The sequence below is a fragment of the Lysobacterales bacterium genome, from assembly GCA_016703225.1.
Taxonomy (GTDB): Bacteria; Pseudomonadota; Gammaproteobacteria; order Xanthomonadales; family Ahniellaceae; genus JADKHK01.
Genome location: JADJCM010000001.1, coordinates 224,194 through 250,385, shown reverse-complemented (window position 1 = coordinate 250,385; position 26,192 = coordinate 224,194). Strand labels below are relative to the sequence as shown.

Sequence of the window (26,192 nt, the reverse complement as noted above, 5' to 3'; positions counted from 1 at the left end):
TCGAGGTGAACCATGGCCCAGTCGAAACTCGTGCGCGGCCTCGGCACGCGCGCCATCCATGCCGGACAGAAACCCGACCCGAGCACCGGTGCGGTGATGACGCCGATCTACGCGACCAGCACCTACGTCCAGCGCAGCCCCGGTGAGCATCAGGGCTTCGAGTACTCGCGCTCGCACAACCCGACCCGTTTCGCCTACGAGGACTGCGTCGCCGCGCTCGAGGGTGGTCGCAAGGGGTATGCCTTCGCCTCCGGCCTGGCGGCGACCGCGACTGTGCTTGACGCGCTCGATGCCGGCGGCCACGTGATCGCGATGGACGACATGTACGGCGGCACCTACCGCTTGTTCGAGCGCGTGCGGCGCCGTTCCGCCGGGCTCGACTTCAGCTACGTGGATCTGAATGATCCGGCAGCGCTCAAGGCTGCGCTGCGCCCGAACACGCGCATGATCTGGGCGGAGACGCCGACCAATCCGCTGCTGAAACTGGTTGATCTGGCCAAGGTCGCGGCGTTCGCGAAAAAGCACAATCTGGTCCTGGCGGTCGACAACACCTTCAGCTCGCCGATGCTGCAGCGTCCGCTCGAGTTCGGCGCCGACATCGTCATGCACTCGGCGACCAAATACCTCAACGGCCACTCCGACATCGTCGGCGGCATGCTTGTGGTCGGCGAGAACCGTGATCTGGAGGAACGCATCACTTTCCTGCAAAACGCGGTCGGCAGCGTGCAGGGTCCGTTCGATTCTTTCCTCGCCCTGCGCGGCCTGAAGACTTTGCACCTGCGCATGCAGGCGCACTGCGCCAACGCCGGCGAACTGGCGAAGTGGCTGGAGGCGCACGCAAAGGTCGAGCGCGTGATCTATCCGGGGCTCAAGTCGCACCCGCAGCACGCGCTCGCGAAGCGGCAGATGGACGGCTGCGGCGGCATGATTTCGATCGTGGTCAAGGGTGGGTTGAAGTCGGCGCGCAGGATGATGGAGCGTTGCCAGATCTTCGGGCTGGCCGAGTCGCTCGGCGGCGTCGAGAGCCTGATCAATCACCCGGCGATCATGACCCACGCATCGGTGCCGATCGAGAAGCGCAAGGCGCTCGGGATCAGCGATGCGTTGGTGCGGCTTTCGGTCGGCGTCGAGGACGTCGCCGACCTGCGCGCCGACCTGGAGCAGGCCTTGGAATGAGGTGAAGAGCATCGCGGGCTGGAGCCCGCTCCCACAGGTGCACCGACCCACCCTCATGGAGCTCCTGTGGGAGCGGGCTCCGGCCCGCGATAAGGACAACCTCATGCTGCGCTGCCTCGCCCTGATCACCTTGCTCCTGGCCGCCTGCACCCCGGTGCCACCCAGGCCGGCCGCCGCGCCGCCAGATGCACGCACGGAACTGCAGGCGTTTCGCGAGCGCTACGCCGCGGTCCGCTCGGCGTTGCAGGGCGACGACGCCGGCGCGCTGCTCGCGTCCGGTGACGCCGCGCTGGCGCTGATGCCCGATCTGCCGAATCTGCATTACGCCCGCGCTGTTGCGCTGGCCAAGCTGGGCCGCAGCGACGAGGCGCTGAGCGAGATCGACCGCATGGCCGCGACCGGGCTCGCCTTCCGCATCGCGCAGGAGCCGGGCCTGCAAGCGCTGCGTTCGCAGCCGCGCTTTGCCGCCCTGGTCGAACAGTTCGAGGCCAATCGCCAGCCGCGCGGCCCGATCGAGCTTGCGTTCAACGCCCGCGGCTTGCCAGCGGACTTCATTCCGGAATCGATCTTGCGTGACGAAGCCAACGGGCGCTGGTGGCTCGGCAGCGTGCGCCATGCGCGCATCGACGCGGTCGATGAGGGCGGTGCCGCCTACGATTTCGTCGCGGCTGGTGACGGCGGTCTGCTTGGCGTGCTCGGCATGCGTGCGATCGGCGACACGCTGTGGGTGGCGTCGGCCGGGCTGGCCGAGACCGCAGGCATCGCCAAGGCCGACATCGGCCGCAGCGGCCTGTTCGAGATCGACGCGCGCAGCGGTCGCGTGCGGCGCTCGTGGTGGCTGCCCAAGGACGGACAGATGCATGCGCTCGGTGATGTGCTGCTGCTCGGCAGCGAGGTGTTCGCCAGCGACAGTATCGGTGGCGGCATCTACCGACTCGATGCGGCGCGCACGTCGCTGAAGGCCCTCGTCGCGCCGGGATTGCTGCTGTCGCCGCAAGGCATGGCCGCGCTCGATCGGCGGCGAATCGTGATCGCCGACTATCCGACCGGGCTATGGCTGCTCGATCAGGAATCGGGCTCGCTGCGGCGCCTGCCGACGGACACCGGCGCGCTTACCGGGATCGACGGTCTCTACGCGCACCAGGGCGATCTGATCGCGATCCAGAACGGCACCGCTCCGAAGCGCATCCTGCGCATCCGCCTCGACGCTGCCGGCGAACGTGTCGCCGCGGTCGAAGTGCTGGCGCAGAATCTGCTTGGCTGGGGCGAGCCTTCGCTCGGCACGATCCACGACGGCGCGCTCTACTACATCGCCAACAGCCAGTGGGACCGCTTCGACGACAAGGCCCAACTACCGCCGCTGGACCAACTGGACCCGCCGCGGGTGATGCGACTGGGGCTCGGTCGCTGAGAAGCTTGCATGGCGACGACTGCACGCTACGCTTGTCGCAGAAGCTGCTGCGGAGAAGAATGACATGATCAGATCAGTGCTGGACGAGTTGCGTCCCCGCGCGCTGGCGCTGGCCGCGGAAGATCGCGCCGAACTCGCACATGAGTTGCTCGTGAGCCTGGATGGCCCGCCGGAGCATGGTGTGGCCGCTGCGTGGGATGTCGAACTGCAGCGTCGACTGGACGAACTCGAGTCCGGTTCGGTAACGCTGATCGAGGCTGATGAGGTCATGCGCAAGGTGCGGGCGTTGAGTCCGGCCACGTGATCCGACGCATGCGGCTGCACCCAGCAGCGGGCGAGGAGTTCGTCGATGCCGCCGCTTGGTACCTGAGCATTGGAAACGCGCTGGGTCGGGATTTTCAACAGGAACTTGAAGCTGCCATGGGGTTGCTGATGCAATCTCCGATACCGGCAGTGCCGCATCCGCGCCTTCCCGCGGCGCTCGGGCTCCGGAGAGTGATCCTGCGGCGATTCCCCTACGACCTGGTGTTCATCGAGCGGCAGAACGAGATTCATATCATCGCGCTGGCGCATCACGCTCGCCGCCCCGGTTACTGGCGGTCACGCCTGGGGCAGCGCTGAGGGGTTCATCCGACGAAGCAGACGGATTTCGCCCGCTCGCGTCCGGGTGCTGGCGTCGCGGTCGCGACAAGGGGTCGCGATCGACGAAGATCAGACGACGGCGGAAGGCGGTCGGGCTCTCGACCAGCGTGATCGCCTTGAGCGATTCGAGCCCTGCCGGAAACCACGGCGCGTGCAGGAAGCGCGTTTCCGCCAGCGCCCATTCCGGGACGTCGAGTGCGTAGCGGAACGCCAGGTGCTCGGCGACCGCGGCCAGATAGGCGTCGGCGCGCGGGTTGCCACTCGCTGCCGGCTCGTCGGTGAGCATGCGCTGCCGCTGCGCCGGTGCCGGCTCGACATAGAACTCGTCGAGAAACTCGCGTAGCAGCACGTCGATCGGCTCGTTGGGTGTGGTGCGCGCGACTACCTCGCGCAGTGTGCGCGGACGAGCATTGCCCAAGGCTGCAGCGGGAGTATCCATGGTTCGATGATAGGCCAACTCGGGCCGGTGGCGGCGTTCAGGCTGAGCGCATCGATTGCTTGAAGCGGCGCATGCATGCAAGCGGCGAATTGAATAGGAATTGGCCGGCTGAACACTATTCGAACTGAATGATCTTGTTCGGCGACCACCCCCTAATCTCTCCAATTACTTCTTGCACGCTAGGAGGGGCGGTTGGACCAAATGGCGGAAGACCATCTACCCTTCCGTTCAGCGCGATGTACTCTGCTGCCATAGCTCGAGCCACGCAGGGTCCAATGGCTGTCTGATACGCATCGGAGAACGCCTGGCGAAGCTTGCCTTCTGCACTGATTTGGCAGACTTCACTCAAGTAGCTCTGAAATTGCGTGCCGAGAGCGGAGTCCCGCTCAATTCCAAGTTTTCGGTCTGACCAAGATTCGGAGCTTGCGACTCTTCGCCAGTATTTCTCCGTGCACCCGGATATGAGGACCCCGAGTTCAAGTCTTGCGGACTGGAACCGATCTTCCCAAGCTTTGAAATCGACGGAAGGGCAGGCGAGCAAGCTCTTGTGGGCAGCAAGGCCTTGCTCCAATTTCTTGGCAAGTTCCGCCAGTACAGGTTTCGAAATATCTTCAGGCGATTCTTCGGCCCATCGCTTCGCATTTGAAGCGCCAATCGTCGCAAGTTCAAATGGATCGAGGTGAGCAGCTTCAAGATCGGTAGCTATCGAGACGCTTTCGAACACGAACGGATCCGGTGACATGAGCTTGGAAAAAACCTTCCGAGGATTAAGTGTCTGAGGTGTCGCCCCACTTAGAGTCTGCATCAAGTATGCGCTGAGCTGTGCTTTCGCAGTAGACGCGTAGGACTCGGCATCTGCGGCGCTCGTTTTCGCCAGTCTTGCGGCAAGTTCTGCTGCGCTCGTTCGCTCAGCTGCGGCGCGCTCTCGCAACGAGAGCGATTCGATTTCAGTATCGAGATCGCCAATTTTGTCTGACAATCGAGCCGCTTGGACGCTTGCCTTGTCCCTTTCCAAAATTGTCTTTGCGAGACTTTCTTCCGCAGTCTCGATTTCATTTTCGAGTGCGGCTGCTTGCTCCTCCAATCGTTCCTTTTGCAGGACGGGCACAACCGTCATGAAGTACCCAACGATTGCGACAACAACACCGATCACTTGGGCGCACTGAGCGGCGAACCAGACCCAATGATTGCGCTCGCCTGTTGTGGAGGTAGCGGAGACAGTCTCGTCCCTTCTTGTCGAGACGGCATCACGTTCGACCCGAGGCTTTGATTTCCAAGTAAGTGTTCTGCGCATTTGTCTAGCCCAGTTCGTCGCCCTCAGGCTTCGGATCGCAAATTGCGACGAGTCGAAAATAGAGAAAACGTATCACCCAATCCAGCCCGCCAGCACGAGCAGGGCGAGCACTGCCATCCAGACCACGAGGATGCGCCAGATCAGTGACTGTGATTGGTGCAGCGGCAGCAGGGTGGTGTTGGCGGCTTCGTCGTCGAAGTCTTCGTCTTCGGCGTCGACGCTGGCGCGGGCGGCGGCGAACAGGAAGCCGATGTCGCGCACCAGGTAACCCTGGCCGATGCCGTGGTGGAAATCGCGCCAGCTTTGCGCGACGGCATCGAAATCCGCAGCCAGTGCCATCGCCAGGGTCATCATCTGCGCCGCCGGCCAGTCAAGCAGGACATGCAGCTCGCGCAGCGCATCGGCATGTGCTCGCGGCAGCGCGCTGCGGAAGGCTTCGGTCTGCGCCACCAGTTGCACCAGTCGATACAGCAGTGCGCCGGCGGCACCGAGCAGCAGGAACCAGAACAGCACGCCGAACCAGCGCGTCAGCGCGGCGCGGAACACGGTATCGACCAGGGTGCGGCCGTCGAGGGCGAGCGGCGGTACCGGCGGGTCGCTCGGGATTTCCTGCAACGCAGCCACGCGCGCATCGCGGTCGGCGGCATGCGTCACCGCACCGATGTCGGCATCCAGATCACGCGGACCCCAGCAATAGAACAACAGCAGCGTGGCAAGCAGAAACGAGGGGAATCCGTAGGCCTGGCCCCAGAGCAGAAATTGCAGCAGCGCCAGCAGTGCAACGGGCACGCCGATCGACCACCAGCCGCCGTGACGGCCGGCCCAGATGCCGGAGCCGGCGAAGGGATTGAAGTCGCCGCGCAGCCAGCTTTCGAACCAGCCGTAATGGCGCAGCCGGCCGAGCTCGGGCAGGCTGTGGCTCAGGACGATCGAGACGAGAACGGCGAGTAGGGCGGTGGCCATGGGCGCTTCCTGCGTTGCGCCGATTCTATGTCAAGCGCGTCTGCAACTGGGACGCGGGCCTTCACATCGCCAGTTCGATGGCGCCGGTCGCGGCCAGCTCGTCGATCAGGGACTCGTTGTAGCCGAGTTCGAGCAGCACTTCGTGGGTGTGTTCGCCGCGCAGCGGTGGCGCCCGCTCGGAATGGTGCAGGCGACCATCGAAGCGCAGCGGGTTGGCGATCTGCGGCAGATGCGTGTGCAGCGTGTGCGGCAGGTCGAAGCGCAGCCCGCGCGCCTCGACCTGAGGATCGGCAAACACTTCCTCCAGGTCCTGCACCGGGCCGCAGGGGATGCCGGCATCGTCGAGCGCGCGTCGCCACTCGGCCTTCGAGCGGGTGCGCATGCGTTCGCTGATCAGCGGTGCCAGCAGGTGCCGGTTGGCCACGCGCAGGCTGTTGCTGGTGAAGCGCGCGTCGTCTGCCCAGTTGGCCGAGGCGATCTCGCAGAAGCGGCGGAACTGCATGTCGTTGCCGACCGCAATGAACAGGTCGCCATTGAGCGTCGGGAAGGACTGGTAGGGCACGATATTCGGATGCGCGCTGCCCAGACGCTCGGGGATCTCGCCGGCGATCAGGTAGTTCATGCCCTGGTTGGCGAGGATGGCGACCGCGGAATCGAACAGCGCGGTGTCGATCCAGGTGCCGCGGCCGGTGCTCTGGCGCTGGATCAGGGCCGCCTGGATGGCGTTTGCGGCATACAAGCCGGTGATCATGTCGACCACCGCGACGCCGACCTTGACCGGTCCGCGACCGTGTTCTCCGGTAATGCCCATCAGCCCGGCCTGGGCCTGGATCATCGCGTCGTAGCCGGGCTTGGACGCGTTCGGACCGTCCTGGCCGAAGCCGCTGATCGAGCAGTACACGAGGCTGGGCGAAGTCTGCGCCAGGCTTTCGTAGTCGAGGCCCATGCGCCCGAGCGTGCCCGGCTTGAAGTTCTCGATCAGCACATCCGAGGTGCGCACCAGCGCGCGCACGATCGACTGTGCGCGCGGGTCGGTCAGCTCCAGCGCCACCGAGCGCTTGCCGCGGTTGCAAGACAGGTAATACGCCGATTCCTGCGTGGTCTGGCCCTCGTCGTTGATCAGCCACGGCGGACCCCACTCGCGGGTGTCGTCACCGGCGCCGCTGCGCTCGATCTTGATCACGTCGGCGCCAAGGTCGGCGAGGACCTGGGTCGCGAACGGGCCCGCGAGCACGCGCGACAGATCGAGCACGCGGATGCCGGAGAGTGGGCCGGTCACGCGTGTTCTCCCGATCTCGGTGATCGGCGGCGGGGAAGGGCGGCAGGGTTCGGGCGCATCGGTGAATCCGGTCGGGCAACAAATTGAAAATCAGCCGCGGCTTGTAGCAGGCCGGCGCCGGCCGCTCAAGCCCGGCTGCCATGGCGAGCAGCGACGGCAGTCGCTACATTGACGCAATCCCGTTCGCGGAAGTGTGGACCCCGGCATGGATCGCAATCTGCTCGATGTGGTGCTGAGTTCCGATACCCGCAGTGCCGTGGTGCAACTCGGAGGCGAGTCGGACCAGGCCATTGCCGATCTGCTCACCGCCATCAACCCCGGTTTTGCGGTTGAGATTCTGAGCCAGTTCCCGCCCGAACGACGCGAGCGCATCGCCGCGGCAACGCCGTTCGGTGCCGGCCAGCAGTGGTTGCTCGACCACCATTACGAGGAAGGCACCGTCGGCCGGTTGATGGAGCGGCCGTTGGCGGTGTTTCGACCCGAGACCACGGTCGGCCAGGTGGTCGAGGCGCTGCGCGAGGTGGTGAAGAAGGCGTTCGTGACCTACGTGTTCGTGACCGAATCCGACGGTCGCATGGTCGGCGTCGTCGCGTTTCGCGAATTGCTGTTCGCCGGCAGCGGGCAGACGCTGGCTGCGGTGATGGTGAAGCAGCCGTTTGCGCTGCGCCCGGATATGGAGCTGGTCGATGCCATGCGCGAAGTAGTGACGCGCCATTATCCGGCCTACCCGGTGTGCGACGCCGAAAACCGCTTGGTCGGTTCGGTGCGTGGCCAGGTGCTGTTCGAGCAGCAGGCGTTCGAGATTTCGGCGCAGGCCGGCGCGATGGTCGGTGTCGAGAAGGAAGAACGGCTGTCGACGCCGTGGACGCGCAGCTTTCGCTTTCGCCACCCGTGGCTGCAGCTGAACCTGCTGACCGCCTTCCTGGCCGCGGCCGTAGTCGGCTACTTCCAGGATGCGATCGACCAGATCGTGCTGCTGGCGGTGTTCCTGCCGGTGCTCGCCGGACAGTGCGGCAACAGCGGTTCGCAGGCGCTTGCGGTGACCTTGCGCGGCATGACGCTCGGCGAACTGAAGCCGGGCCAGGGCGTCAAACTGATTGCCAAGGAAGCGCTGCTCGGCTGGTGGAACGGGCTGATCGTCGGCTTGGTCGCCGGCCTCGCGCTGTTCGTGATGGCGCGTGCGCAGCACAACCCGGATGCGCTGGTGCTGGCTGCGATCTGCGTCGTCGCGATGGCTTGTTCCTGCGTGCTGTCAGGCATTGCCGGTTCCGCCATCCCGCTCGGGTTGAAACGGGTTGGTGCCGATCCGGCGACCGCGTCCGGCATCTTTCTGACCACCGCCACCGACGTCGTCAGCATGGGCACTTTCCTCGGCCTCGCCAGTTGGTTGCTGCTGTGAACGCGGCGCGCATCATCCGCTATCGCGACCTGACGGCGGTGCCATGGAAAAACGGACTCGGCATCACCCGCGAGATCGCGCTGGAACCCGCGGCGAATCTTGGTGCCGGCTTCCGTTTCCGGCTGTCGCGCGCGGTGATCGAAGCGCAGGCGGCGTTCTCGAACTACCCCGGCGTGCGCCGCTGGCTGCTGCTGGCGCGCGGCGGTGCGCTCGAGTTGCGTTTCGATGGACTGCCGAGCCGTCAGCTCGAACGCGTCGGCGAGTTCTGCGCATTCAGCGGCGACGATGTCGTCGAAGGCGTCCCGCTCGACGGCTCCAGCGAAGACTTCAACCTGATGCTCGGTGATCCAGCGCTGGACGCCGAACTGCTGGTGCGGCCGATGGTGGGTTCGATGATCCTGCACCAGCCCGCCGGCCAGTGGCTGGTGTTCCATGTGCTCGATGGCCACGCCCACGTTCAGGACCAGAACGGCGTGCTGTCGATGGGAGACACCCTGCTCGCGCGCCCCGAGATGGAGGATCGCATCGCGGCGCGGGTCGATGGTGGCGGTCTGGCGTTGATCCTGCGCATCGCGCCGCGCGCGTAGCGAGCCGGGATACCCCCACGAACGCGGGGGTGGTTGATCCCGCAGCAGCAGATACCGTGTTCGTGCCGGAGCAGCCGGTGTCTTCGGCCGCCACGTCATGCGCTTGTTCCGTTCCAGCATCCTCGCGCTTGGCCTGGGGGCCAGCCTCGGTCTCGTCGCACCGGTGTCTGCCACCACCTTTGTGGTCGACTCGACACAGGCGCTGATCCACGCTCCCGCGAGCCCCGCCGGATCGGGCGCACGCTGCACGGCGACGCCCGCCGACTGCACGCTCTATGACGCTCGCATCGAGGCCGATGGCAGTGCCGGGCTCGACCGGATCGAGTTCAACATTCCGATGACCGACAGCGCTTGTGATGCCGGCACCGGCGTGTGCCGAATCGTCGCCGACCACATGGTTGCCGGCGGTGGTGGAAACGCACTGCGCTTCATCGATGGCGTCGAGATCGATGCCGGCACCCAACCGGGCGCGACGGTCAACACGCTGGACGCGGTGCAGGGCGGACTCGACATGAGTCTGAAGATCGAACTCGGTGGTCCGCCCGCGCCGACTCCGGAGAACGGCGTTCGCCATCTCGACCTGGGCGGCGGCGGGCTGATTCGCGGACTCGCCTTCACCCGCATGCCCATGGCGATCAAGGCCAGCCCGGCCGCGGGAACGCAACTGCGTATCGAAGGCTGCATCTTCGGTGCCCGGCCAGGTAGCACGCAGATGGTCTTCGCCAGCATCGAGGCCGACGAGGACCGGCTGTGGAATGCGATCGAGGTGGCGGAAACCGGCAGCACCGGTGCCGGCGACCCATTGCCGCAGGTGATCATCGGCGGCGCCGCGCCGGCGCAGCGCAACTGGTTTGCCAGCCACACCCGCGCGATCGTCCTGCACGGAAAGCCCGTGGCACTGGCCATGCACGGCAACTTGGTCGGAACCAACAAGGACGCCCGCGGACGCAACGGCCTGGGCAGCGCGATTTCGCTCTCGACCTGGAGTGCCGATGTCTCCGCCTGCACTACGCTCGACATTGGCGGCGCCGACCCGATGCTGCGCAACTATTTCGGTGGCCAGTTCGTGCTCGAGAAAGGCGCGACTCCGGGCAATGCGATGGTGCGCGGCAATTCGTTTGGCATCGATCCGGAAGGGGTGGTCTTGGCCAATTCGAGCAGCTTTCTGCAACTGGGCTCGGGATACCGCATTGGCGGCACTGGTGCTGGCGAAGGCAATGACTTCATCCATCGCAATGGCGCTTATGCGATCCGCAAGAACCTGGGCAGCGGCGGAGCCTTCGCCCTGCCGAGCGGGCGTTCCAGTGCGCTCGGCAACAGTTACGTCGGCGTCATCGAACCCGGCTACAACGGCGACTTCGGTTACGGCGGCGCCCCGATCTACACCGATCTGCGGAGCGGTGGCGGCGCCATCAACGATGCCGGTGACCTTGATGTGGGACCGTTCGGACTGACACTGCAGAACTGGCCGGTGATCACCGCCTACAGCTTGAGTGCAGCCGGAATCGAACTGACCTATCACGTTGACTCGACCGTGACCGCTGCGGCGTATGACCTGACGGTCGAGTTCTACCTGCACACGGTCGCGCCGAGCCTGAGCTATCAATTCGTCGGCCGCGATGTCTATTCCGCGGCCGCGGCAATGCAGGCGCGCAGCATCACCCTGCCGCTGCCGCCCGATCTGGTGTTGCCGGCGGACCCGGTGTTCGTGGCCACCGCCACCAGCAGCGACGCACTCGGGCTGAGCGGGGGAAACCAGCGAATTCAGCTTCCACGATATCGCGCTGGCCTGGGATGCGGGGATGCCCGCCGTGTTCCCGCTGAATCAAACCCGCGAAGTCCGCGTGAACCTCACCAGTACCTCGCCGTTCAAGCCGCACGGCGTCTTGCGCATCGAACGCACGGACGGATTCCAGCCGATATTGATCTGCGAGGGTCCGGTGCAAGCGACCACCACCGCTTCGCGCAGCAGCCTTGGCTGCAACTTCACGCCGACGCAGGCGGGCGCATTGCAATTGCGCGCCTACTGGGCCGCCAGCGGCACCACGTTCTTCGACCTCGGTAACGCCGCATCCGGCCCAGGGTCGGTAGCGATCTTGCGCGATGCCTCGATCGCGGTAGTGACCGACGCGCTGTTCATGGATGGCTTCGAACAGACGCCGTGACCGCCCGGAAAGGGCGCTCAGTCCCAACGGTCGTCGCGCGTCCACACGCCATCGGCGTCGACGCAGACCGGGAAGCTCGCGGTCGGGGTGCAGGCGGGTGGCGCGCAGACGGCGCCAGTGCGCACATCGAAGCGGGCGCCGTGGCGCGGGCATTCCACTTCGAAGCCGTGCACCGGACCGCCGGCGAGTTCGCCGCCGTCGTGGGTGCAGACGTCTTCGATGGCGTAGTGGTGGCCGTCGATGTTGAACACCGCGATCATGGTGGCATCCGCGACGACCACGCGATGTTCGCCGGGCGCCATTTCGTCGCGTGCGCAGACGCGGGTCCAGCCTTCCATCACGCCAGCTCCTTGACGAACACCTCGAAGCGCAGGTCATCGCGCTTGGGCAGGCCGAAGCGTATGTCGCCATACGGGAACGGCTCGAAGCGACCGGTGGCACGATAACCCCGGCGCTGGTACCAGGCGATCAGCTCGCTGCGAATCGAGATCACCGTGCAGGTCATGCGCGTGCAGTCCCAGGCTGTGCGCACCACGCGCTCCGCCTCCGCGAGCAGCGCAGCGCCGACGCCTCCGCCCTGCAGCGTCGGGCGCACCGAGAACATGCCGAAGTAGCCGCGGCCGTCGATCTTCTCGACGTGCACGCAGCCGAGCAGTTCACCGTTCTGCTCCGCGAGCAACACGCGGCTGTTGGCCTTGGTGATCAGCTCGTCGACGCCGGCGGCGTCGATGCGTTGGCCGTCGAGCAGGTCGGCTTCGGTGGTCCAGCCGACACGGCTGGCGTCGCCGCGATAGGCCGATTCGACCAGCGCCACGATCGCGCCGATGTCGTCGTCGCAGGCGGTGCGGAATTGCAGCATGCTCACTCCCGGGTCCTGAGGGCGTTGGCTGCGGCGTCGAACGGCAGCATTGCACAGCGCTGGCGCGCCGGATGGTGGCGCAGTTCGGCGAAGGCGGCGAATTCGCCCGCAGCTTCAGCGCCGCTGTCGAACATCGCCACCATCTGCGCGCGCAGCATCGGCAAGGTATCGACACGCTGGCCGCGCAGCGCCTCGGTCAGCATCGACGCGCAGGCGGTGGTGATGGCGCAGGCTTCACCATCGAACATCGCCGCTTCGATCATCTCGCCGCGCAGGCGCAGGCTCAGCTCGACATGATCGCCGCACATGGCATTGTCGGCCGCGGCGCGATGCGTGGCATCGGCCAGACCGCCGCAATTGTGCGGCGCGCGGTTGTGCGCGAGCACGGTTTCCGAATACAGGGTGGAGGGGTGTGCCGACATCAGGCCAGCATCCTGCGCGCTTTCGCCAGCGCGGCGATGAACACGCCGATCTCGTCTTCGGTGTTGTAGAACGCGAGCGACGCGCGTGCCGTCGCCGGTACCCCGAAGAACTGCATGGTCGGGTGCGCGCAGTGATGCCCCGAGCGCACCGCGACGCCGTCGTTGTCGAGCAGGGTGGCGAGATCGTGCGCATGCGCGCCATCGACTACGAACGAAAACACCGCGGCACGTTCGCGGGCGTCGCCGATCAGGCGCAGGCCGGGCACGTCGGCGAGTGCCGCGCGCATGGCATCACGCAGACGCGCCTCGCGCGCTGCGATCGCATCAAGGCCGATGGCCTCGAGCCAGTCGATCGCCGCGCCAAGACCGATGAATCCGGCGATGTTTGGCGTGCCCGCTTCAAACTTGTGTGGGGCATCGTTGAAGGTGGTGCCATCGAACGAGACCTTGCGGATCATCTCGCCACCGCCCAGGAAGGGTGGCATCGCGTCGAGATGCGCGCGCTTCGCGATCAGCGCGCCGGTGCCGGTCGGGCCGAACAGCTTGTGGCCGGTGAGCACGTAAAAATCGCAGCCGAGCGCGGCGATATCGACCTTGAAATGCGGCGCTGCCTGGGAGCCGTCGATCAGGCTTGGAATGCCGCGCAGCTTCGCCGCCGCGATGATGGTCTGGACCGGATTGATCGTGCCGAGTGCATTCGACACATGCACCAGTCCGACCAGTCGGGTGCGCTCGTTCATGAGCGCGACCATGCCCTCGAAATCGATCTCGCCGGAAGCGGTGATCGGCGCCGGCACCACCTTGGCGCCGGTCTCGGCGGCGACCAGTTGCCAGGGCACGATGTTGGCGTGGTGTTCCATGCGCGAGACCAGGATCTCGTCGCCCGGCTTGAGCTTGTGGCGCAGGAAACTGTACGCGACCAGGTTCACCGCTTCGGTGGTGCCACGGGTAAACACGACCTCCTCGCGCGAGCGCGCGCCGATGAAACGCGCGAGCTTGTCGCGGGTGCCCTCGTACAAGGCGGTAGCCTCGGCGCCAAGCGTGTGTACCGCGCGCGCCACGTTGGCATTGTGCTCGCGGTAGTAGCCGCTGACGGCATCGATCACCGCCAGCGGCTTTTGCGCGGTGTTGGCGTTGTCGAAGTACACCAGCGGCTTGCCGTGGATCAGACGCGCGAGTTGCGGGAACTCGGCGCGCAAAGCGTTGATGTCATCGAGCCGGCTCATGCCGCGTCCTCGGGCAGGCAGCGCGCAAGCGCCGCGAGCGCGGTCTCGCGCACGGTGGCGTCGCTGAGTTGCAGCAACGGTTCGCGCGCGAACGCAAGTTGCAGGATGCGTCGCGCTTCGGGTTCGGCAATGCCGCGAGAACGCAGGTAGAACAGCGAACGCTCGTCGAGGCGGCCGACGGTGGCGCCGTGTGCAGCCTTGACCTCGTCGGCGTGGATTTCGAGCACCGGCCGGGTGTCGATCTCGGCATGCGCCGACAGCAGCAGGTTCTTGTTGCTGAGCGCGGCATCGGCACCGTCGGCGCCGGCTTCGACGATCAGTTGGCCGGCGAAAATGGCGTGACCGCGCTGGTCGGCGAGACCGCGCCAGACGATGTCCGAACGGGTGTTGCGGGCGCGATGGCGGACGTCGATGTGCAGGTCGGCATGGCGGCGCTGGCCAGCCATGGCGCAGCCGCGCACACAGAGCTGGGCATGCTCGCCGGCAAGGGTGACGTCGACCTCGTGCCGGTACAGCGATGCACCCGCAGCGACTTCCGCCAGATACAGCTGCGACTTTTCGGCCAGCGTCGCGCGCGTGCCGAGCACGCTGCTGACGCCTGCGCCTTCGTCCGCGACCTCGAGCCAGTGCAGCGTGGCAGCGGTGCCGATGTCGATGTCGCGCCAGGCATTGACGAAGGCGCTGCTGTCGCCGTCGGTGAAGCGGTGATGGACGAAGCTCGCCTCGGCGCCAGCGCCAAGCTCGAGCCGCAGCGACTGCTGCACGATCGCGTCCTGTGCCGCTGCCGTGGTCAGCGCGACCAGATGCAGCGGTTGCGGCAGCGCCGTATTCGCGGCAATGCGCAGGCCGAGCGTGCGCGCACTCGCCGCTGCGGCGAGCGCGAACGGCCAGTGCGGTGGTGGTGCGTGCACCGGGTCGGTGTTCGACAGCGTGATGTCGTCGCCGAGTGCGCTGAGGTCGGAATGCGCTGTGTCGAACTGGCCGTCGACGAATACGATGCGCGCGGGCAGGGCGCGCAGACGTTCCTGCATCGCGACGGAGATCGTTGCGGCGGCGCGCGGTGCAGCCGCGAACTGGCGCTGATTGAGCGCACGCAGCGAGCTGTAACGCCAGCGCTCGTCGCGCGACGCGGGCAGGCGCAGTGCCTGCAAGGCATCTCGCTGTGCCGCTGCCGCGTTCGCGATCAGGGGTTCGAGCAGGCCGCTCATGACGCGAACGCCGCCTGTTCCTCGCGCTTGCGCTCCTTGAGCCAGGCATAACCCTGGTCTTCGAGCTTCAGCGCCAAGTCTTTGTCGCCGCTCTGGACGATGCGGCCGTCGGCGAGCACATGCACGACATCGGGCACGATGTAATCGAGCAGGCGCTGGTAATGGGTGATCACCAGGAACGCGCGCTCGGGCGAGCGCAGCCGGTTCACGCCTTCGGCGACCAGGCGCAGCGCATCGATGTCGAGGCCGGAATCGGTTTCGTCGAGGATCGCCAGCGTCGGTTCGAGCACCGCCATCTGGAAGATTTCGTTGCGCTTCTTCTCGCCGCCGGAGAACCCTTCGTTGACGGCACGATTCAGCAGCTCGTCCTTCAGGTGCAGCACCTTCAGCTTCTCGCGCACCAGCTTGAGGAAGGCCATCGAGTCGAGTTCGGGCTCGCCGCGATGCTTGCGCTGGGCGTTGTACGCGGCGCGCAGGAAGTAGGTGTTTGTTCACGCCCGGGATCTCGACCGGATACTGGAACGCGAGGAAAACGCCGCTGGCCGCGCGCGCCTCGGGCTCCAGTGCGAGCAGGTCCTGGCCGTTGAAAATCACCGACCCCTGCGTGACCTCGTAGCCCTCGCGACCCGCGAGCACGTAGCCAAGCGTCGACTTGCCGGCGCCGTTCGGACCCATGATCGCGTGCACTTCGCCTGCCTTCACGTCGAGCGTGAGGCCCTTGAGGATGTCCTTGCCGGCGACGCGGACGTGGAGGTTGTCGATCTTGAGCATGGTCAGTCCGCTCCTTTGCGCAACTGCTTCGATTTCTCGAACTCTTCGATGTCGGCGAGGTCCTTGGCACGACCGCTCGCGCGCTTGTTGATCAATAGGTCTTCAAGTGCGATCAGCGGAATGCGAACCCCGCCCAGGTTTCCATACAGCCTGCGCGGATAACAATCGTCGAACTCGCGACCGGAGATGCCGATGAGCAAATCAATGCGATTCGGTGGCCGTCCCAGCATCAGCACCGCTTTGGGATCAAGCAGGTCGTCCCAGGTGAATTCATCGAAGCCAAAATCATGCAGCGCCGACAGTGTCCTTGTCGCGTTTTCCTCGCTGCGCTGCAGCCAGAAGTCAATGTCCTCCGTCGACCTCACGTAACCGAGTGCATTCACGGCGGCGCCGCCGACGACCAGGTAGCGCACATCATGGGCGTCGAGCAACCTGATGAACTCTTTCAAATCCGGGATCAGTTCCATATCGGTCCTCAATGGTTCTTTGCCGCAGGCGCAGGAAGAGTTCCAGTCGCTGGTCGATCGACAAGTGGGCGTATTCGTCGACCAGACTGGGTTCCTCGCCAAGCCTGAATTTCCGTGCGATGCGTTCGAGACGCTCGAAGTCGGGCGCTTGAGCATGCGAGCTTGCCGTAAGCGCGTTACTCATCCAATCGCTCCTTCCAGGCTCACTTCCAGCAACTTCTTGGCCTCGACTGCGAATTCCATCGGCAGCTCGCGGAACACTTGCTTGCAGAAGCCGTCGACGATCATCGACACCGCGTCTTCCTCGCGGATGCCGCGGGCCAGGCAATAGAACAGCTGTTCGTCGGAGATCTTCGAGGTGGTTGCCTCGTGTTCGACGATCGCGTTCGGGTGTTTCACCTCGATGTACGGAAAAGTGTGCGCGCCGCAGCGCTTGCCGATCAGCAAGCTGTCGCACTGGGTGAAGTTGCGCGCGCCCTCGGCGCTGCGCTCGACCTTGACCAGGCCGCGATAGGTGTTTTGGCCACGGCCGGCGCTGATGCCCTTGCTGATGATCTTGGACTTGGTGTTGCGTCCGAGGTGGATCATCTTGGTGCCGGTGTCGGCCTGCTGGCGGTGGTGGGTCAGGGCCACCGAGTAGAACTCGCCGCTGGAATCGTCACCCTTGAGCACGCAGCTCGGATATTTCCAGGTGATCGCCGAGCCGGTCTCGACCTGGGTCCAGGAAATCTTGCTGCGCGCGCCGCGGCATTCGCCGCGCTTGGTCACGAAGTTGTAGATGCCGCCGACGCCGTTCTCGTCGCCCGGATACCAGTTCTGCACGGTCGAGTACTTGATGCTGGCGTCGTCGAGCGCGACCAGTTCGACCACCGCCGCGTGCAGCTGGTTCTCGTCGCGCATCGGCGCGGTACAGCCTTCCAGGTAGCTGACGGTCGCGCCTTCCTCGCAGACGATCAGGGTGCGTTCGAACTGGCCGGTGTCGCGCGCGTTGATGCGGAAGTACGTGCTCAGCTCCATCGGGCAGCGCACGCCTTTCGGCACGAACACGAAGCTGCCGTCGGAGAACACCGCCGAGTTCAGCGCCGCGAAAAAGTTGTCGCCGGTCGGCACCACGCTGCCGAGGTAACGGCGCACCAGTTCCGGGTGTTCGTGCACGGCTTCCGACAGCGAGCAGAAGATCACGCCCTTCTCGGCCAGCTCCTTCTTGAAGGTCGTGCCGAGCGAAACCGAGTCGAACACCGCGTCCACCGCAACGCCGGCCAGGCGCGCGCGTTCGTGCAGCGGCACGCCGAGCTTGTCGTAGGTCTCGAGCAGTTTCGGATCGACCTCGTCGAGCGACTTGAATTTCTTTTTCGGCGCGGCGTAGAAGCTGATGTCCTGGAAATCGATCGGCGCGATCGCGAGCTTGGCCCAGTGCGGCGGCGTCATCGTCAGCCAGTGGCGATACGCGGCCAGACGCCATTCGGTCAGCCATTCCGGTTCGTTCTTCTTGGCCGAGATCAGCCGCACGACGTCCTCGCCCAGACCCTTGGGCATGACTTCGGTCTCGATGTCGGTCGAGAAGCCGGCCTCGTACTTGCGATTCGCGATCAGGGTTTCGACTTCGCTCACTGCGCGATCCTCAGGCCATCGTTACGCGGATCGGCACGGCCTTGCCGCGCGCGGTCCTGGCGGTGGCGGGTGCGCGCAGCTCGGTCAGGGTGACGCCACCGAGGGCGTCGCCAATGGCGCTGCTGATGCGCCGCCAGTTGTGCTGGATCAGGCAATGCGTCTCGTGGTCGCAACTGCCTTCGTGCAGGCTGCATTCGGTCATGCCGATAGGCCCCTCGATCGCGGTCACGATGTCGAGCACGGAGATGGCGTCCGCGGCATGCGCCAGCCGGTATCCGCCGTTGACGCCGCGGCGCGACTCGACCAGTCCCGCCGTCGCCAGCTGCTTGAGCAGCTTGCTCACCGTCGGCAACTCGATGCCGGCGCGCTCGGCCAGCTCGCTGGCACTGGCGACCGTGTCCGGATCGTCGGCGAGCGCTGCCATCAGCACGGTGGCGTAGTCGGTGAGTTTTGAAACGCGCAGCATCGGGACTGGGACCAATATGGGACAAGAATGGTACCGTTTCGTCATCGGCGGCGCAAAAGCCAGCGTCAAACTCCTTGTTACGGCGGCGCCGGCGCGAACTCCAGCGCAGCCGAGTTGATGCAGTGCTTGCCGCAAGCCCCAGTCGGTGCACGGTTGCGCCGCACACCAGCCTCGCCAGAGATCACTCGAAGCCGTCAGACATCAGGGGAGCTGATTCGTAGGCGCCGAGGTCGATGATGCCGTTGATGCGCGTGTAGCCGGCGATGTCCACGGTTCCGACGCCACCGAGCGCGCTGTTGTTGCCGAAATCGATCACCGGCGAATCTTCCTGCAGGCGCAAGTTGCTGCCGCCGATGAAGTTCGGGTCGACGCTGACATTGCCGATGCTGAGCGGCGAGGGCGTGCCCGCCATGGACTCGATGTCGTTGGTGATCAGGGTCGTCGTCAAGCCGACATGCAGATCGCTTTGTCCGCTGGTGGTGTTGGCGTAGAAGATGTTGTTGCTGAGGAAGATACTGCCGCTGTTGGGCGTACCAAAATGGGCGGCTGCCTCCGAGGTTTCTGGCTGGCCCGCGAGGTTGCCGCTCACCGTGTTGTTGGTGAAGTGGATGGTATGAGCGCTGTAGACATGCATCGCTGCGGCATTCAAGTACGAGGAGTTTCCGAAGAACGCCGAGTTGAGCACGCTGACGTCGCCTCCGCCGGAGACGTACAGTCCGGCGCCAATGCTACTTGATACGTTGTCGATGAAGTGTACGCGCTCGATGCTGATGTCGCCGAACTGCGTTCCTATCATGTGCAGACCCGCTCCCCAAGGTGCCGGATCGGGGCGAAAGCCTCCGCGGACGGTGAGGTTGCGCACGCTGATGCTGCCGCTGCCGCTGCTGCCTTCGATGTCCAGCACATGGCTCAGTCCGTTGCCATTCAGTACCGTCCGACTGGCGTCGTTGGTGAGCATGGCGCAGGGGCCAAACGCATCCTGCCAGCCACCTTCGATGGTCAGGCTTTCATCGGCGCCGACAAAGGCATGGAACGAGGAACCCTGAGTGTCGAAGTCGGTGCGCGTCAGACGGATGGTGTCGTCAACGCCATTGTCCTCGGCAGAAACCAGCGCACTGCGCAACTGGCTGGAAGTGTGGGCGCAGTAGACGGCAGCCGCTGCCGTACGGGGTAGCGTAGCGCCCGCCAGCAAGGCCGCCGTGCCCAGTATCAGGCTCGCAATGCGGTCTCGAAAGATGGAATGGCGGGCATCCCTGAGAAGGTAAGGGGAAAGGCGGCTCATGGTGTGCTCCGCGTGGTCGTTGGCGCGCCGAAATGGTGTGCTTGACCTTCTCTTACGAAGTTTCGCCGACCGACCGGACATGGCTGCGAAGCCGCCACCGCCCGCCGCGACAGCCTCGGTGCGCACCACTGGGAAGTGAACGATGCAATCGTTGCGGCGCAGTCAGGCGGAGTCGTAGCGCCGTAGGCTGGGTTGAACGCAGTGATACCCAGCATCGCGTTTGCCAAGTTCACTCGAAGCCGTCGGACATCAGGGGAGCCGATTCGTAGGCGCCGAGGTCGATGATGCCGTTGATGCGCGGACTGCCCGCGATGTCCAGGGTTCCGACGCCACCGAACGCGGCGTTGGTGCCCAGATCGACCAGTGGCGAATCGTCCTGCAGGCGCAAGTCGCCGCCGCCGATGAAGCTCGGGTCGACGCTGGTATTGCCGTTGCTGAGTACCGAAGGCGAGCCCGTCAGGATCTCGATGTCATTGCGGACCAGCGCCACGCTTGAGTCGGCAAACACGTCGCTTTGTCCGGGGTCGGTGTTGGCGTAGAAGATGTTGTTGCTGAGGTAAGTGCTTGGCGCGAGAAAACTGGCGGCTGCCGCCAGTCCTGGCAAGCTCGCGAAGTTGCCGCTCACCGTGTTGTTGGTGACGTAGATGTTCTGATTGCTGTAAATGTGCATCGCTGCGGCATTTAAGCCCGAGACATTGCCGAAGAACACCGAATTGAGCACGCTGACGTCGCCCCCGCCGGAGACGTGTAGTCCGGCACCAACGCTATTTGACACGTTGTCGATGAAGCGCACTCGCTCGACGCTGATGTCGCCGAGCTGCGTTCCTACAATGTAGAGTCCCGCCCCCCAAAGTGCCGGATCGAATCGGTAGCCGCCGCGAATGGTGAGGTTGCGCACTTTGATGCTGCCGGTGCCGCTGCTGCCTTGGATGGCCAACACATGGCTCAGTCCGTTGCCATTCAGTACCGTCCGACTGGCGTCGTTGGTGAGCATGGCGCAGGGGCCGAACGCATCCTGCCAGCCACCTTCGATGATCAGGCTTTCGCCGACATCGACAACGGCATGGAACGGGGACCCGTTTGTGTTCATCTCGGTGCGCGTCAGACGGATGGTGTCGGAAACGCCATTGCCACCTGCGGCGTTCAGCGCAGCCTTGAACTCTCCGCTGTTATGGGCGCATTAGACGGCAGCCGCTGCCGTGCCGGGCAACGCGGCGCCCGCCAGCAAGGCCACCGTGCCCAGCATCAGGCCCGCAATGGGGGCTCGGGAGCGGGAATGGCAAGCATCCGTGAGAGGGCGAGGGAAAAGGCGATTCATGACGAACTCCGCGGTCGGTGGCGCGCCCAGATGGTCTGCCTGTCCATCTCCTACGGAGTTTCGTCGATCGAGCGGACACTCCAGCATCAGCGTCATGTCGCGGGACGCGAATCCACGATGAAGAATTCACTCGAAGCCGTCGTACAGCAGCGGGGATGCCGATTCGTAGGCGCCGAGGTCGATGATGCCGTTGATGCGCGGATAGCCGGCGATGTCCACGGTTCCGACGCCACCGATCGCGGCGTTGACTCCGAAGTCGATCAGCGGCGAATTGTCCTGCAGGCGCAAGTTGCCGCCGCCGATGAAGCCCGGGTCGACGCTGATATTGCCGATGCTGAGCGGCGAGGGCGTGCCCGCCATGGACTCGATGTCGTTGGCGATCAGGGTGTCCGTAAGATCGGCATGCAGATCGCTTTGTCCGCTGGTGGTGTTGGCGTGGAAGATGTTGTTGCTGAGGTAAATGTTGCCGCTGTTGGGCGCACCAAAATGGGCTGCTGCCTCCGAACTTCCAGGTTCGCCGGCGAGATTGCCGCTCACCGTGTTGTTGGTGAAGTGGATGGTTTGAGCAGCGTATAGCGACAGCGCCGTAGCGTAGGCAGTCGACGCGTTGCCGAAGAACACCGAGTTGCGCACGCTGACGTCGGATCTGCCAAAGACGTAGAGCCCTGCGCCCTGATCATTCGACAGGTTGGAAATGAAGCGTACGCGCTCGACACTGATGTCCCCGGTGTGCGCCGGCAGTGCATTGATGCTCAAACCCGCTGCCAGAGCCGACGAGGCCGTGCGGTAACCCTTGCGGATGGTGAGGTTGCGTACGCTGATATTGCCACTGCCGCTGCTGCCCTCGATGGCCAACACCTGGCTCAGTCCGTTGCCACCGAGCTCGGTCAGGCCGGCGTCGTTGGTGATCAAGCCGCAGGGGCCGAATACATTCTGCCAGCCGCCTTCGATGGTCAGGCTTTCGCCGGCAGCGACAAAGGCATGGAAGGCTGACCCCTGGGCGCTGAAGTTGGCGCTCGTCAGGCGGATGGCGTCGTCAATGCCATTGCCCTCGGTAGCGGCCAGCGCAATGCGCAATTGGCTGGGGGTTTCGACGCAGTAGACGGCTGCCGTTGCGTTGCCGGGTAGCACTGAGCCCGCCAGCACGGCCGCCGTGCCCAGCATCAGGCTCGCAATGGGGGCTCGGGAGTGGGAATGGCAAGCATCCGTGAGAGGGCGAGGGGAAAGACGATTCACGGCGAACTCCGCGGTCGGTGGCGTGCCGAAATGACGTGCCTGACTTTCTCTTACGAAGTTTCTCCGATCGAGCGGACAACCCGACATCGACGTCAGGTCGAGCCTCGCGCTCCGAACCGAGTTGGTGGAGCAACAAAGTGCCGTATTGGAGCTTCGGAAAACCCCTGTCCGGTTTTGGCGTGCGGTCTCGTAAGAGTGGGGCAAGCGCACCCTTCGCTGTGCGCCTGCCCTGAGGAGATCGTCATGCGCCGTCCCGCTCGCACCACCCTGTTGTCGGCACTCACCCTTGCTTCCGCGCTGGCCGGCGCCAGCGCCGACGCTGCCATCTACTGCGTCAACAACACCAGCGAATTGCGCAATGCGCTCGCTGATGCCGACGGCAATGGCGTTGACGACACCATCCGCCTGGCGCAGGGGACGTTCAACATCACCCAATCCAGCCTGCAGACCTTCGTGCAGGACGGCGAGGATCTGCTCATCGAGGGCGGCTGGTTGAGTGTATTCGGGCCCTGCAACATGCTCACCAACGATGCCAGCCTGAGCGTGCTCGATGGTCTCGACGAGCGCCCGGTACTAAGAATCGTGGGCGGTAGCGGGCTCGCCGATATCAGCGTGCGCAACCTGAGCATCCGCAACGGCAAGCGACTGGCGGGAACGGATACCGCCGGGCTGACCATATGGACCGATTTTGAGCACACCGGTGCGGTAACCATCGAGCGCGTGATCTTCAGCGGCAACAGTTCAGACACCGACGCTGCCGCGCTGTACATCAGCGCGCGTGCCGACATCACTGTGCGCAACTCGGTGTTCACCGGCAACCACGCGGTCGCCACGGCGGCGATGTTGCTCAGCACGCCGAACGCCCACAGCATCTTTCTCGTCAACAACACGGTGGCGTTCAACGTCGCCTCCCAAGTCGGTTATGGCTGGGCGGCAGTGGGCTTCGTGTACGGCACGCCATTCCTCAGCAACAACATCTTTTACTACAACACCAGCGGTTCGCAGAAGGACTTCACAGCGAACAGCGATGACATCCTGATCGCCAACGACATCGAGCAAATGGGTGGCACGCCATCGCCCCTGAGCATCGACAACCTGGCGCTGGAGCCCGACTTCGCGGACCCCATCTCCTTGCGTCTTGCCAGCACTTCGCCGCTGCTCAACGTCGGCACCGCCGCGGCGATCGGCGGCGTCGGCACAGTGGACATCAAGGGCGATGCGCGCGTTGTCGGCGGCATCGACCTTGGCGCCCACGAGTTGGATCAGTTCTTCCGCGATGGCTTCGAGTAGGTGCCGATCCGCGCGATATCGGCGTCGATCTCGCGCAGCGCTGCGGCCTGCTCGGGCAGTGCCGCGCGCAACACGGCGGCCTCGGCGGCGATCAGCGGCGCCGCGCGGTCGCCGTTGGCGCTCAGGATCGCCGCCTGCAGCAGCAGCGAGCGCACCAGACCGAAGCGTTCGCCGTCGCCGAGTTGGCGATAGCGCGTCACCGAGCGCTCGATGCGTGTACCGGCCTGTTTCAGGTCTCGCAGGCCGAACAGCGCGCGCGCCATCGAGTAGTGATGCGCCGGCCACAGCGGGCTCTCCGGCGGCACGGTGGCGCGCCAGACCTGTTCGTTCACGGTGAAGGTCTGCAGCGCTGCCGCATACTCGCCCAGGCGCGCCTCGGTCCAGCCGACATTGGTCAGCGCCCATCCGCGTTCCGGCGATTCCGGACCGGCGACTTCCGCGGCGATCTCCGCAGATTCGCGGAAGGCAGCGAGCGCGCTCCGATGATCGCCGCGCGCCGCGTACAGCAGGCCGCGGTTATGCGCGTTTCCGGCGTAGCGCATGCTGCGCTCGCCGACCAGTGCCTTGATCCGTATGCGTGCGGTCTCCAGGTTTTCCGCTGCGGTGTCAAGTCGGCCCATCGAGATATGCAGCCAGCCCAGCGCCTGCACCGCGGTGACGGTGCGCAGATCGCCGTCGCCGAACAGCCCAGCCGCCATCGCGCGCGCTGCCTCGATCGCCTGCTCCGCCTCGGCATAACGCGCGAGATCGGAGAGCACCCAGCCGTGGCGGATCAGTGCCGATACCAGGCGATCACTCCCGGTCGTTGGTTCGAAGCGCCGCGCCAGTTGCAACGCTGCGCTCAGCGTGCGCTCGGCGTCCTCGCTGGCGCCGCGGTCGCGCTCCAGCATGCCAATGGTGGTCAGCAGATCGAGGTGATAAGGAAAACTCGCCGCGTCCAGCGGGATCGCCAACGCGCGTGCCTCGCGTAGGCGTTGGTCGACCAATGGCGACTGTCCGGTGCGCGATGCGGTCCACGCGCTGCGCTCCAGTGCCTGTCCCAATTGCAGGGGCGTGGCGGCGGGTGCTCGGCGCATTGCTTCCAGCGCGGCCTCGAAGCGCGCGTGCGCGCGGCGCATTTCGCCGATTCCGACATAAGTGCGTCCGAGGAGCATCTCGAGGTCGGCGCGCACCTCGGAGTCGGCGAACTCGGCGCTGGCGAGGCGCCGCACGGCGTTCTCCAGCATCACGTTCGCGCTCAGTTGCTCACCCCGGTTGATGCCGGGGTCGTCCACCTGGAACAGTTCGCCGATGAACTCCTGCATGGCGCGCGCGCGCGCCGCTTCGCGTCGCGCCTGGTCGGCCGCGGCGGTCGCCGCTGCTGCGGCCTGCTGCGCACGCTGGGCGCGCTCGATGGCGAAGCCGGCGCTGGCGGCGAGCGCCAGCAGCAGCACGCTGAAAGCGCCGACCAGCCAGCGCCGGCGCTGCACGAAGCGACTGAGGTGGTAGAGGGCGCTCGACCGCTGCGCGCTGACCGGACGGCCGTCGGACACCGCTTCGAGGTCCGCGACCAGCGCATCCATCGACACATAGCGGTCGTCCGCCGATTTCGCCAGCGCCTTGCGCACGATCGCCTCGAGGTCGCCGCGCAACGCGCGTCGCAAGCGCCGATAGTCGCCAGGCTCCACCGAACTGATGATGCGCTCGTGGCGTTGACCACTGGTGCTCTCGCCGGTACGACGGGTGTCCAGTGCCTGCGCCAGCCGCAGCGGTTCTTCGGCAGTCACCGCGTGCGCCCAGGCGGCGGCATCGCGGATGTCGGCGCGGTACGGCAGTCGGCCGCTGAGCAGGCGGAACATCAGCACGCCGAACTGGTAGACATCGGTGGCGGCGGTGATGTGGCCACCGCGGAATTGCTCGGGTGCGGCGTACTCGGGTGTCATCGGCCCAGGCGCGAGATGCTGTGTGAGACCGGCCCCGGGCGCCTCCAGCAGCAGCTTGGCGATGCCAAAATCGAGCAGCTTCACCTGGCCCTCGCGATCAACGAGCACGTTGTTCGGCTTGATATCGCGATGCACCACCAGATTGCGGTGGGCGTAGGCAAGCGCGGCGCCGACTCGCGCCAGCAATTGCAGACGTGCGGCGACGCCGAGGCCGCGCTCGCGGCAATGTTCGGTGATCGAATCACCATCGACGTACTCCATGGTGAAGTACGCCGCGCCGTCGGTAGTCTCACCGCCGTCGAGCAGTGCTGCGATGTTTGGGTGCTTGAGCTGCGCCAGGATCTGACGCTCATGCGCGAAACGCAGTCGCACGCTGCCGCCTTGTACTTGGCTGCGCACCAGCTTCAGTGCCACATGCTGGCGGAAGCCACCTTCGGTGCGCTCGGCGAGGTACACCGCACCCATGCCGCCGGAACCGAGCAGACGCAGCAAACGGTAATTGTCGACCTGCTGGCCGACGCGTCCGCCATCGGCGCACGCCTCGGCCTCATCCGCAGAGACTACCTGCTGCGCCAGCGCGGCCACCGGCGATTGCATTGCCGGCGCTTGCGCATGCGCGGCCACCAGCGCCGCGAGTTCGCTGCGCAAATCGTCGTGCTCACCGCTGATACCAGCGACAAAGGCTGCCCGCGCAACCGGGTCCTCGAAGTCCAATGCCTGTTCCAGCAAGGGGCGCAGACGCACCCAGCGAGTGGGATC

General features: G+C 65.3%; 25 protein-coding genes and 1 pseudogene. 8 read left to right on the top strand and 18 right to left on the bottom strand.

Translation table 11 applies throughout. The features are described 5' to 3' along the window. Positions 1-12: 12 nt before the first annotated feature. The 4 genes from IPG63_01085 to IPG63_01070 all read left to right on the top strand — a co-directional run bounded on the left by IPG63_01085 (position 13) and on the right by IPG63_01070 (position 3,208). The gene (locus tag IPG63_01085; protein ID MBK6725847.1) at positions 13-1,176 is read left to right on the top strand and encodes a cystathionine gamma-synthase; all 1,164 of its coding nucleotides are present in this window, start codon (positions 13-15) and stop codon (positions 1,174-1,176) included. Between the two features lie 103 nt (positions 1,177-1,279). Continuing rightward, positions 1,280-2,587: a hypothetical protein gene (locus IPG63_01080; GenBank protein ID MBK6725846.1), complete on the top strand. Its 1,308-nt coding sequence runs from the start codon at positions 1,280-1,282 to the stop codon at positions 2,585-2,587. A gap of 64 nt (positions 2,588-2,651) precedes the next feature. Then, a complete protein-coding gene (locus IPG63_01075) occupies positions 2,652-2,891 on the top strand; it encodes an addiction module protein (GenBank protein ID MBK6725845.1) in 240 nt (79 codons plus the stop codon). After that, complete coding sequence (locus tag IPG63_01070; GenBank protein ID MBK6725844.1) at positions 2,888-3,208, top strand: type II toxin-antitoxin system RelE/ParE family toxin; 321 nt, start codon at positions 2,888-2,890, stop codon at positions 3,206-3,208. Before IPG63_01075 ends, IPG63_01070 begins: the two co-directional genes overlap by 4 nt. Here IPG63_01070 and IPG63_01065 read toward each other — a convergent pair. The 4 genes from IPG63_01065 to IPG63_01050 form a co-directional block, all read right to left on the bottom strand. Then, positions 3,144-3,668 carry a hypothetical protein gene (locus tag IPG63_01065; protein ID MBK6725843.1) on the bottom strand — a complete coding sequence of 175 codons (525 nt, stop codon included), beginning with the start codon at positions 3,666-3,668 and terminating at the stop codon, positions 3,144-3,146. The two genes, IPG63_01070 and IPG63_01065, sit on opposite strands and share 65 nt — an antisense overlap. Positions 3,669-3,783: 115 nt before the next feature. Beyond that, a complete protein-coding gene (locus tag IPG63_01060; GenBank protein ID MBK6725842.1) occupies positions 3,784-4,962 on the bottom strand; it encodes a hypothetical protein in 1,179 nt (392 codons plus the stop codon). A 72-nt stretch (positions 4,963-5,034) separates the two neighbouring features. Further along, positions 5,035-5,925: a hypothetical protein gene (locus IPG63_01055; GenBank protein ID MBK6725841.1), complete on the bottom strand. Its 891-nt coding sequence runs from the start codon at positions 5,923-5,925 to the stop codon at positions 5,035-5,037. A 61-nt stretch (positions 5,926-5,986) separates the two neighbouring features. After that, a complete protein-coding gene (locus IPG63_01050; GenBank protein ID MBK6725840.1) occupies positions 5,987-7,204 on the bottom strand; it encodes a CoA transferase in 1,218 nt (405 codons plus the stop codon). 205 nt (positions 7,205-7,409) lie between these two features. Here IPG63_01050 and IPG63_01045 point away from each other — a divergent pair, with 205 nt between their 5' ends. The 3 genes from IPG63_01045 to IPG63_01035 all read left to right on the top strand — a co-directional run bounded on the left by IPG63_01045 (position 7,410) and on the right by IPG63_01035 (position 11,255). Then, positions 7,410-8,603 carry a magnesium transporter gene (locus IPG63_01045; protein ID MBK6725839.1) on the top strand — a complete coding sequence of 398 codons (1,194 nt, stop codon included), beginning with the start codon at positions 7,410-7,412 and terminating at the stop codon, positions 8,601-8,603. Further along, entirely contained in the window at positions 8,600-9,190 is a 591-nt protein-coding gene (locus tag IPG63_01040) for a HutD family protein (GenBank protein MBK6725838.1), read from the top strand. Before IPG63_01045 ends, IPG63_01040 begins: the two co-directional genes overlap by 4 nt. 97 nt (positions 9,191-9,287) lie before the next feature. Continuing rightward, positions 9,288-11,255, top strand: a complete 1,968-nt coding sequence (locus IPG63_01035; protein ID MBK6725837.1) for a hypothetical protein — start codon at positions 9,288-9,290, stop codon at positions 11,253-11,255. A 117-nt stretch (positions 11,256-11,372) separates the two neighbouring features. On the opposite strand, the gene IPG63_01030 is transcribed toward IPG63_01035, so the two are convergent. The 13 genes and pseudogenes from IPG63_01030 to IPG63_00970 all read right to left on the bottom strand — a co-directional run bounded on the left by IPG63_01030 (position 11,373) and on the right by IPG63_00970 (position 22,431). Beyond that, positions 11,373-11,693, bottom strand: coding sequence for a non-heme iron oxygenase ferredoxin subunit (locus IPG63_01030; GenBank protein ID MBK6725836.1), 321 nt, complete (start codon positions 11,691-11,693; stop codon positions 11,373-11,375). After that, a complete protein-coding gene (locus IPG63_01025; GenBank protein MBK6725835.1) occupies positions 11,693-12,214 on the bottom strand; it encodes a GNAT family N-acetyltransferase in 522 nt (173 codons plus the stop codon). Before IPG63_01025 ends, IPG63_01030 begins: the two co-directional genes overlap by 1 nt. Before the next feature lie 2 nt (positions 12,215-12,216). Next, positions 12,217-12,636 carry an SUF system NifU family Fe-S cluster assembly protein gene (locus IPG63_01020; protein MBK6725834.1) on the bottom strand — a complete coding sequence of 140 codons (420 nt, stop codon included), beginning with the start codon at positions 12,634-12,636 and terminating at the stop codon, positions 12,217-12,219. Next, positions 12,636-13,862, bottom strand: a complete 1,227-nt coding sequence (locus IPG63_01015) for a cysteine desulfurase (GenBank protein ID MBK6725833.1) — start codon at positions 13,860-13,862, stop codon at positions 12,636-12,638. The genes IPG63_01020 and IPG63_01015 overlap by 1 nt, the downstream gene beginning before the upstream one ends. Beyond that, entirely contained in the window at positions 13,859-15,070 is a 1,212-nt protein-coding gene (sufD, locus tag IPG63_01010) for a Fe-S cluster assembly protein SufD (GenBank protein ID MBK6725832.1), read from the bottom strand. The genes IPG63_01015 and sufD overlap by 4 nt, the downstream gene beginning before the upstream one ends. Next, positions 15,067-15,841, bottom strand: a pseudogene (sufC, locus tag IPG63_01005) (Fe-S cluster assembly ATPase SufC). Before sufC ends, sufD begins: the two are co-directional and overlap by 4 nt. A 2-nt stretch (positions 15,842-15,843) precedes the next feature. Continuing rightward, entirely contained in the window at positions 15,844-16,308 is a 465-nt protein-coding gene (locus IPG63_01000) for a nucleotidyltransferase (GenBank protein MBK6725831.1), read from the bottom strand. Next, positions 16,256-16,492 carry a hypothetical protein gene (locus IPG63_00995; GenBank protein MBK6725830.1) on the bottom strand — a complete coding sequence of 79 codons (237 nt, stop codon included), beginning with the start codon at positions 16,490-16,492 and terminating at the stop codon, positions 16,256-16,258. The genes IPG63_01000 and IPG63_00995 overlap by 53 nt, the downstream gene beginning before the upstream one ends. Then, positions 16,489-17,919: a Fe-S cluster assembly protein SufB gene (gene sufB / locus IPG63_00990; protein ID MBK6725829.1), complete on the bottom strand. Its 1,431-nt coding sequence runs from the start codon at positions 17,917-17,919 to the stop codon at positions 16,489-16,491. The genes IPG63_00995 and sufB overlap by 4 nt, the downstream gene beginning before the upstream one ends. A 10-nt stretch (positions 17,920-17,929) precedes the next feature. Further along, positions 17,930-18,385, bottom strand: a complete 456-nt coding sequence (locus tag IPG63_00985; protein MBK6725828.1) for an SUF system Fe-S cluster assembly regulator — start codon at positions 18,383-18,385, stop codon at positions 17,930-17,932. A gap of 181 nt (positions 18,386-18,566) precedes the next feature. Beyond that, positions 18,567-19,667 carry a hypothetical protein gene (locus IPG63_00980; GenBank protein MBK6725827.1) on the bottom strand — a complete coding sequence of 367 codons (1,101 nt, stop codon included), beginning with the start codon at positions 19,665-19,667 and terminating at the stop codon, positions 18,567-18,569. Positions 19,668-19,896: 229 nt separating this feature from the next. Continuing rightward, positions 19,897-20,757 (bottom strand): hypothetical protein, encoded by an 861-nt coding sequence (locus IPG63_00975; GenBank protein MBK6725826.1) that lies wholly within the window; start codon positions 20,755-20,757, stop codon positions 19,897-19,899. A gap of 354 nt (positions 20,758-21,111) precedes the next feature. Continuing rightward, entirely contained in the window at positions 21,112-22,431 is a 1,320-nt protein-coding gene (locus IPG63_00970) for a right-handed parallel beta-helix repeat-containing protein (protein MBK6725825.1), read from the bottom strand. Positions 22,432-22,464: 33 nt separating this feature from the next. On the opposite strand from IPG63_00970, the gene IPG63_00965 reads away from it, so the two are divergent. Next, on the top strand, positions 22,465-23,511 hold the full coding sequence (locus IPG63_00965; GenBank protein ID MBK6725824.1) for a hypothetical protein: 1,047 nt from the start codon (positions 22,465-22,467) through the stop codon (positions 23,509-23,511). On the opposite strand, the gene IPG63_00960 is transcribed toward IPG63_00965, so the two are convergent. Continuing rightward, positions 23,484-26,177 (bottom strand): serine/threonine protein kinase, encoded by a 2,694-nt coding sequence (locus IPG63_00960; GenBank protein ID MBK6725823.1) that lies wholly within the window; start codon positions 26,175-26,177, stop codon positions 23,484-23,486. The two genes, IPG63_00965 and IPG63_00960, sit on opposite strands and share 28 nt — an antisense overlap. Positions 26,178-26,192: the final 15 nt, after the last annotated feature.

Excerpts from the sequence above, each read along its gene's own strand:
- IPG63_01085 (MBK6725847.1), top strand. The coding sequence starts at position 13 with ATGGCCCAGTCGAAACTCGTGCGCGGCCTCGGCACGCGCGCCATCCAT.
- IPG63_00995 (MBK6725830.1), bottom strand. The coding sequence starts at position 16,492 with ATGAGTAACGCGCTTACGGCAAGCTCGCATGCTCAAGCGCCCGACTTC.
- IPG63_01030 (MBK6725836.1), bottom strand. The coding sequence starts at position 11,693 with ATGGAAGGCTGGACCCGCGTCTGCGCACGCGACGAAATGGCGCCCGGC.
- IPG63_00980 (MBK6725827.1), bottom strand. The coding sequence starts at position 19,667 with ATGAGCCGCCTTTCCCCTTACCTTCTCAGGGATGCCCGCCATTCCATC.
- IPG63_01025 (MBK6725835.1), bottom strand. The coding sequence starts at position 12,214 with ATGCTGCAATTCCGCACCGCCTGCGACGACGACATCGGCGCGATCGTG.
- IPG63_01055 (MBK6725841.1), bottom strand. The coding sequence starts at position 5,925 with ATGGCCACCGCCCTACTCGCCGTTCTCGTCTCGATCGTCCTGAGCCAC.
- IPG63_01060 (MBK6725842.1), bottom strand. The coding sequence starts at position 4,962 with ATGCGCAGAACACTTACTTGGAAATCAAAGCCTCGGGTCGAACGTGAT.
- IPG63_01045 (MBK6725839.1), top strand. The coding sequence starts at position 7,410 with ATGGATCGCAATCTGCTCGATGTGGTGCTGAGTTCCGATACCCGCAGT.
- IPG63_00985 (MBK6725828.1), bottom strand. The coding sequence starts at position 18,385 with ATGCTGCGCGTTTCAAAACTCACCGACTACGCCACCGTGCTGATGGCA.
- IPG63_01035 (MBK6725837.1), top strand. The coding sequence starts at position 9,288 with ATGCGCTTGTTCCGTTCCAGCATCCTCGCGCTTGGCCTGGGGGCCAGC.
- IPG63_00965 (MBK6725824.1), top strand. The coding sequence starts at position 22,465 with ATGCGCCGTCCCGCTCGCACCACCCTGTTGTCGGCACTCACCCTTGCT.
- IPG63_01020 (MBK6725834.1), bottom strand. The coding sequence starts at position 12,636 with ATGTCGGCACACCCCTCCACCCTGTATTCGGAAACCGTGCTCGCGCAC.
- IPG63_01000 (MBK6725831.1), bottom strand. The coding sequence starts at position 16,308 with ATGGAACTGATCCCGGATTTGAAAGAGTTCATCAGGTTGCTCGACGCC.
- IPG63_01015 (MBK6725833.1), bottom strand. The coding sequence starts at position 13,862 with ATGAGCCGGCTCGATGACATCAACGCTTTGCGCGCCGAGTTCCCGCAA.
- IPG63_01065 (MBK6725843.1), bottom strand. The coding sequence starts at position 3,668 with ATGGATACTCCCGCTGCAGCCTTGGGCAATGCTCGTCCGCGCACACTG.
- sufD (MBK6725832.1), bottom strand. The coding sequence starts at position 15,070 with ATGAGCGGCCTGCTCGAACCCCTGATCGCGAACGCGGCAGCGGCACAG.
- IPG63_01075 (MBK6725845.1), top strand. The coding sequence starts at position 2,652 with ATGATCAGATCAGTGCTGGACGAGTTGCGTCCCCGCGCGCTGGCGCTG.
- IPG63_01080 (MBK6725846.1), top strand. The coding sequence starts at position 1,280 with ATGCTGCGCTGCCTCGCCCTGATCACCTTGCTCCTGGCCGCCTGCACC.
- IPG63_00975 (MBK6725826.1), bottom strand. The coding sequence starts at position 20,757 with ATGAACACAAACGGGTCCCCGTTCCATGCCGTTGTCGATGTCGGCGAA.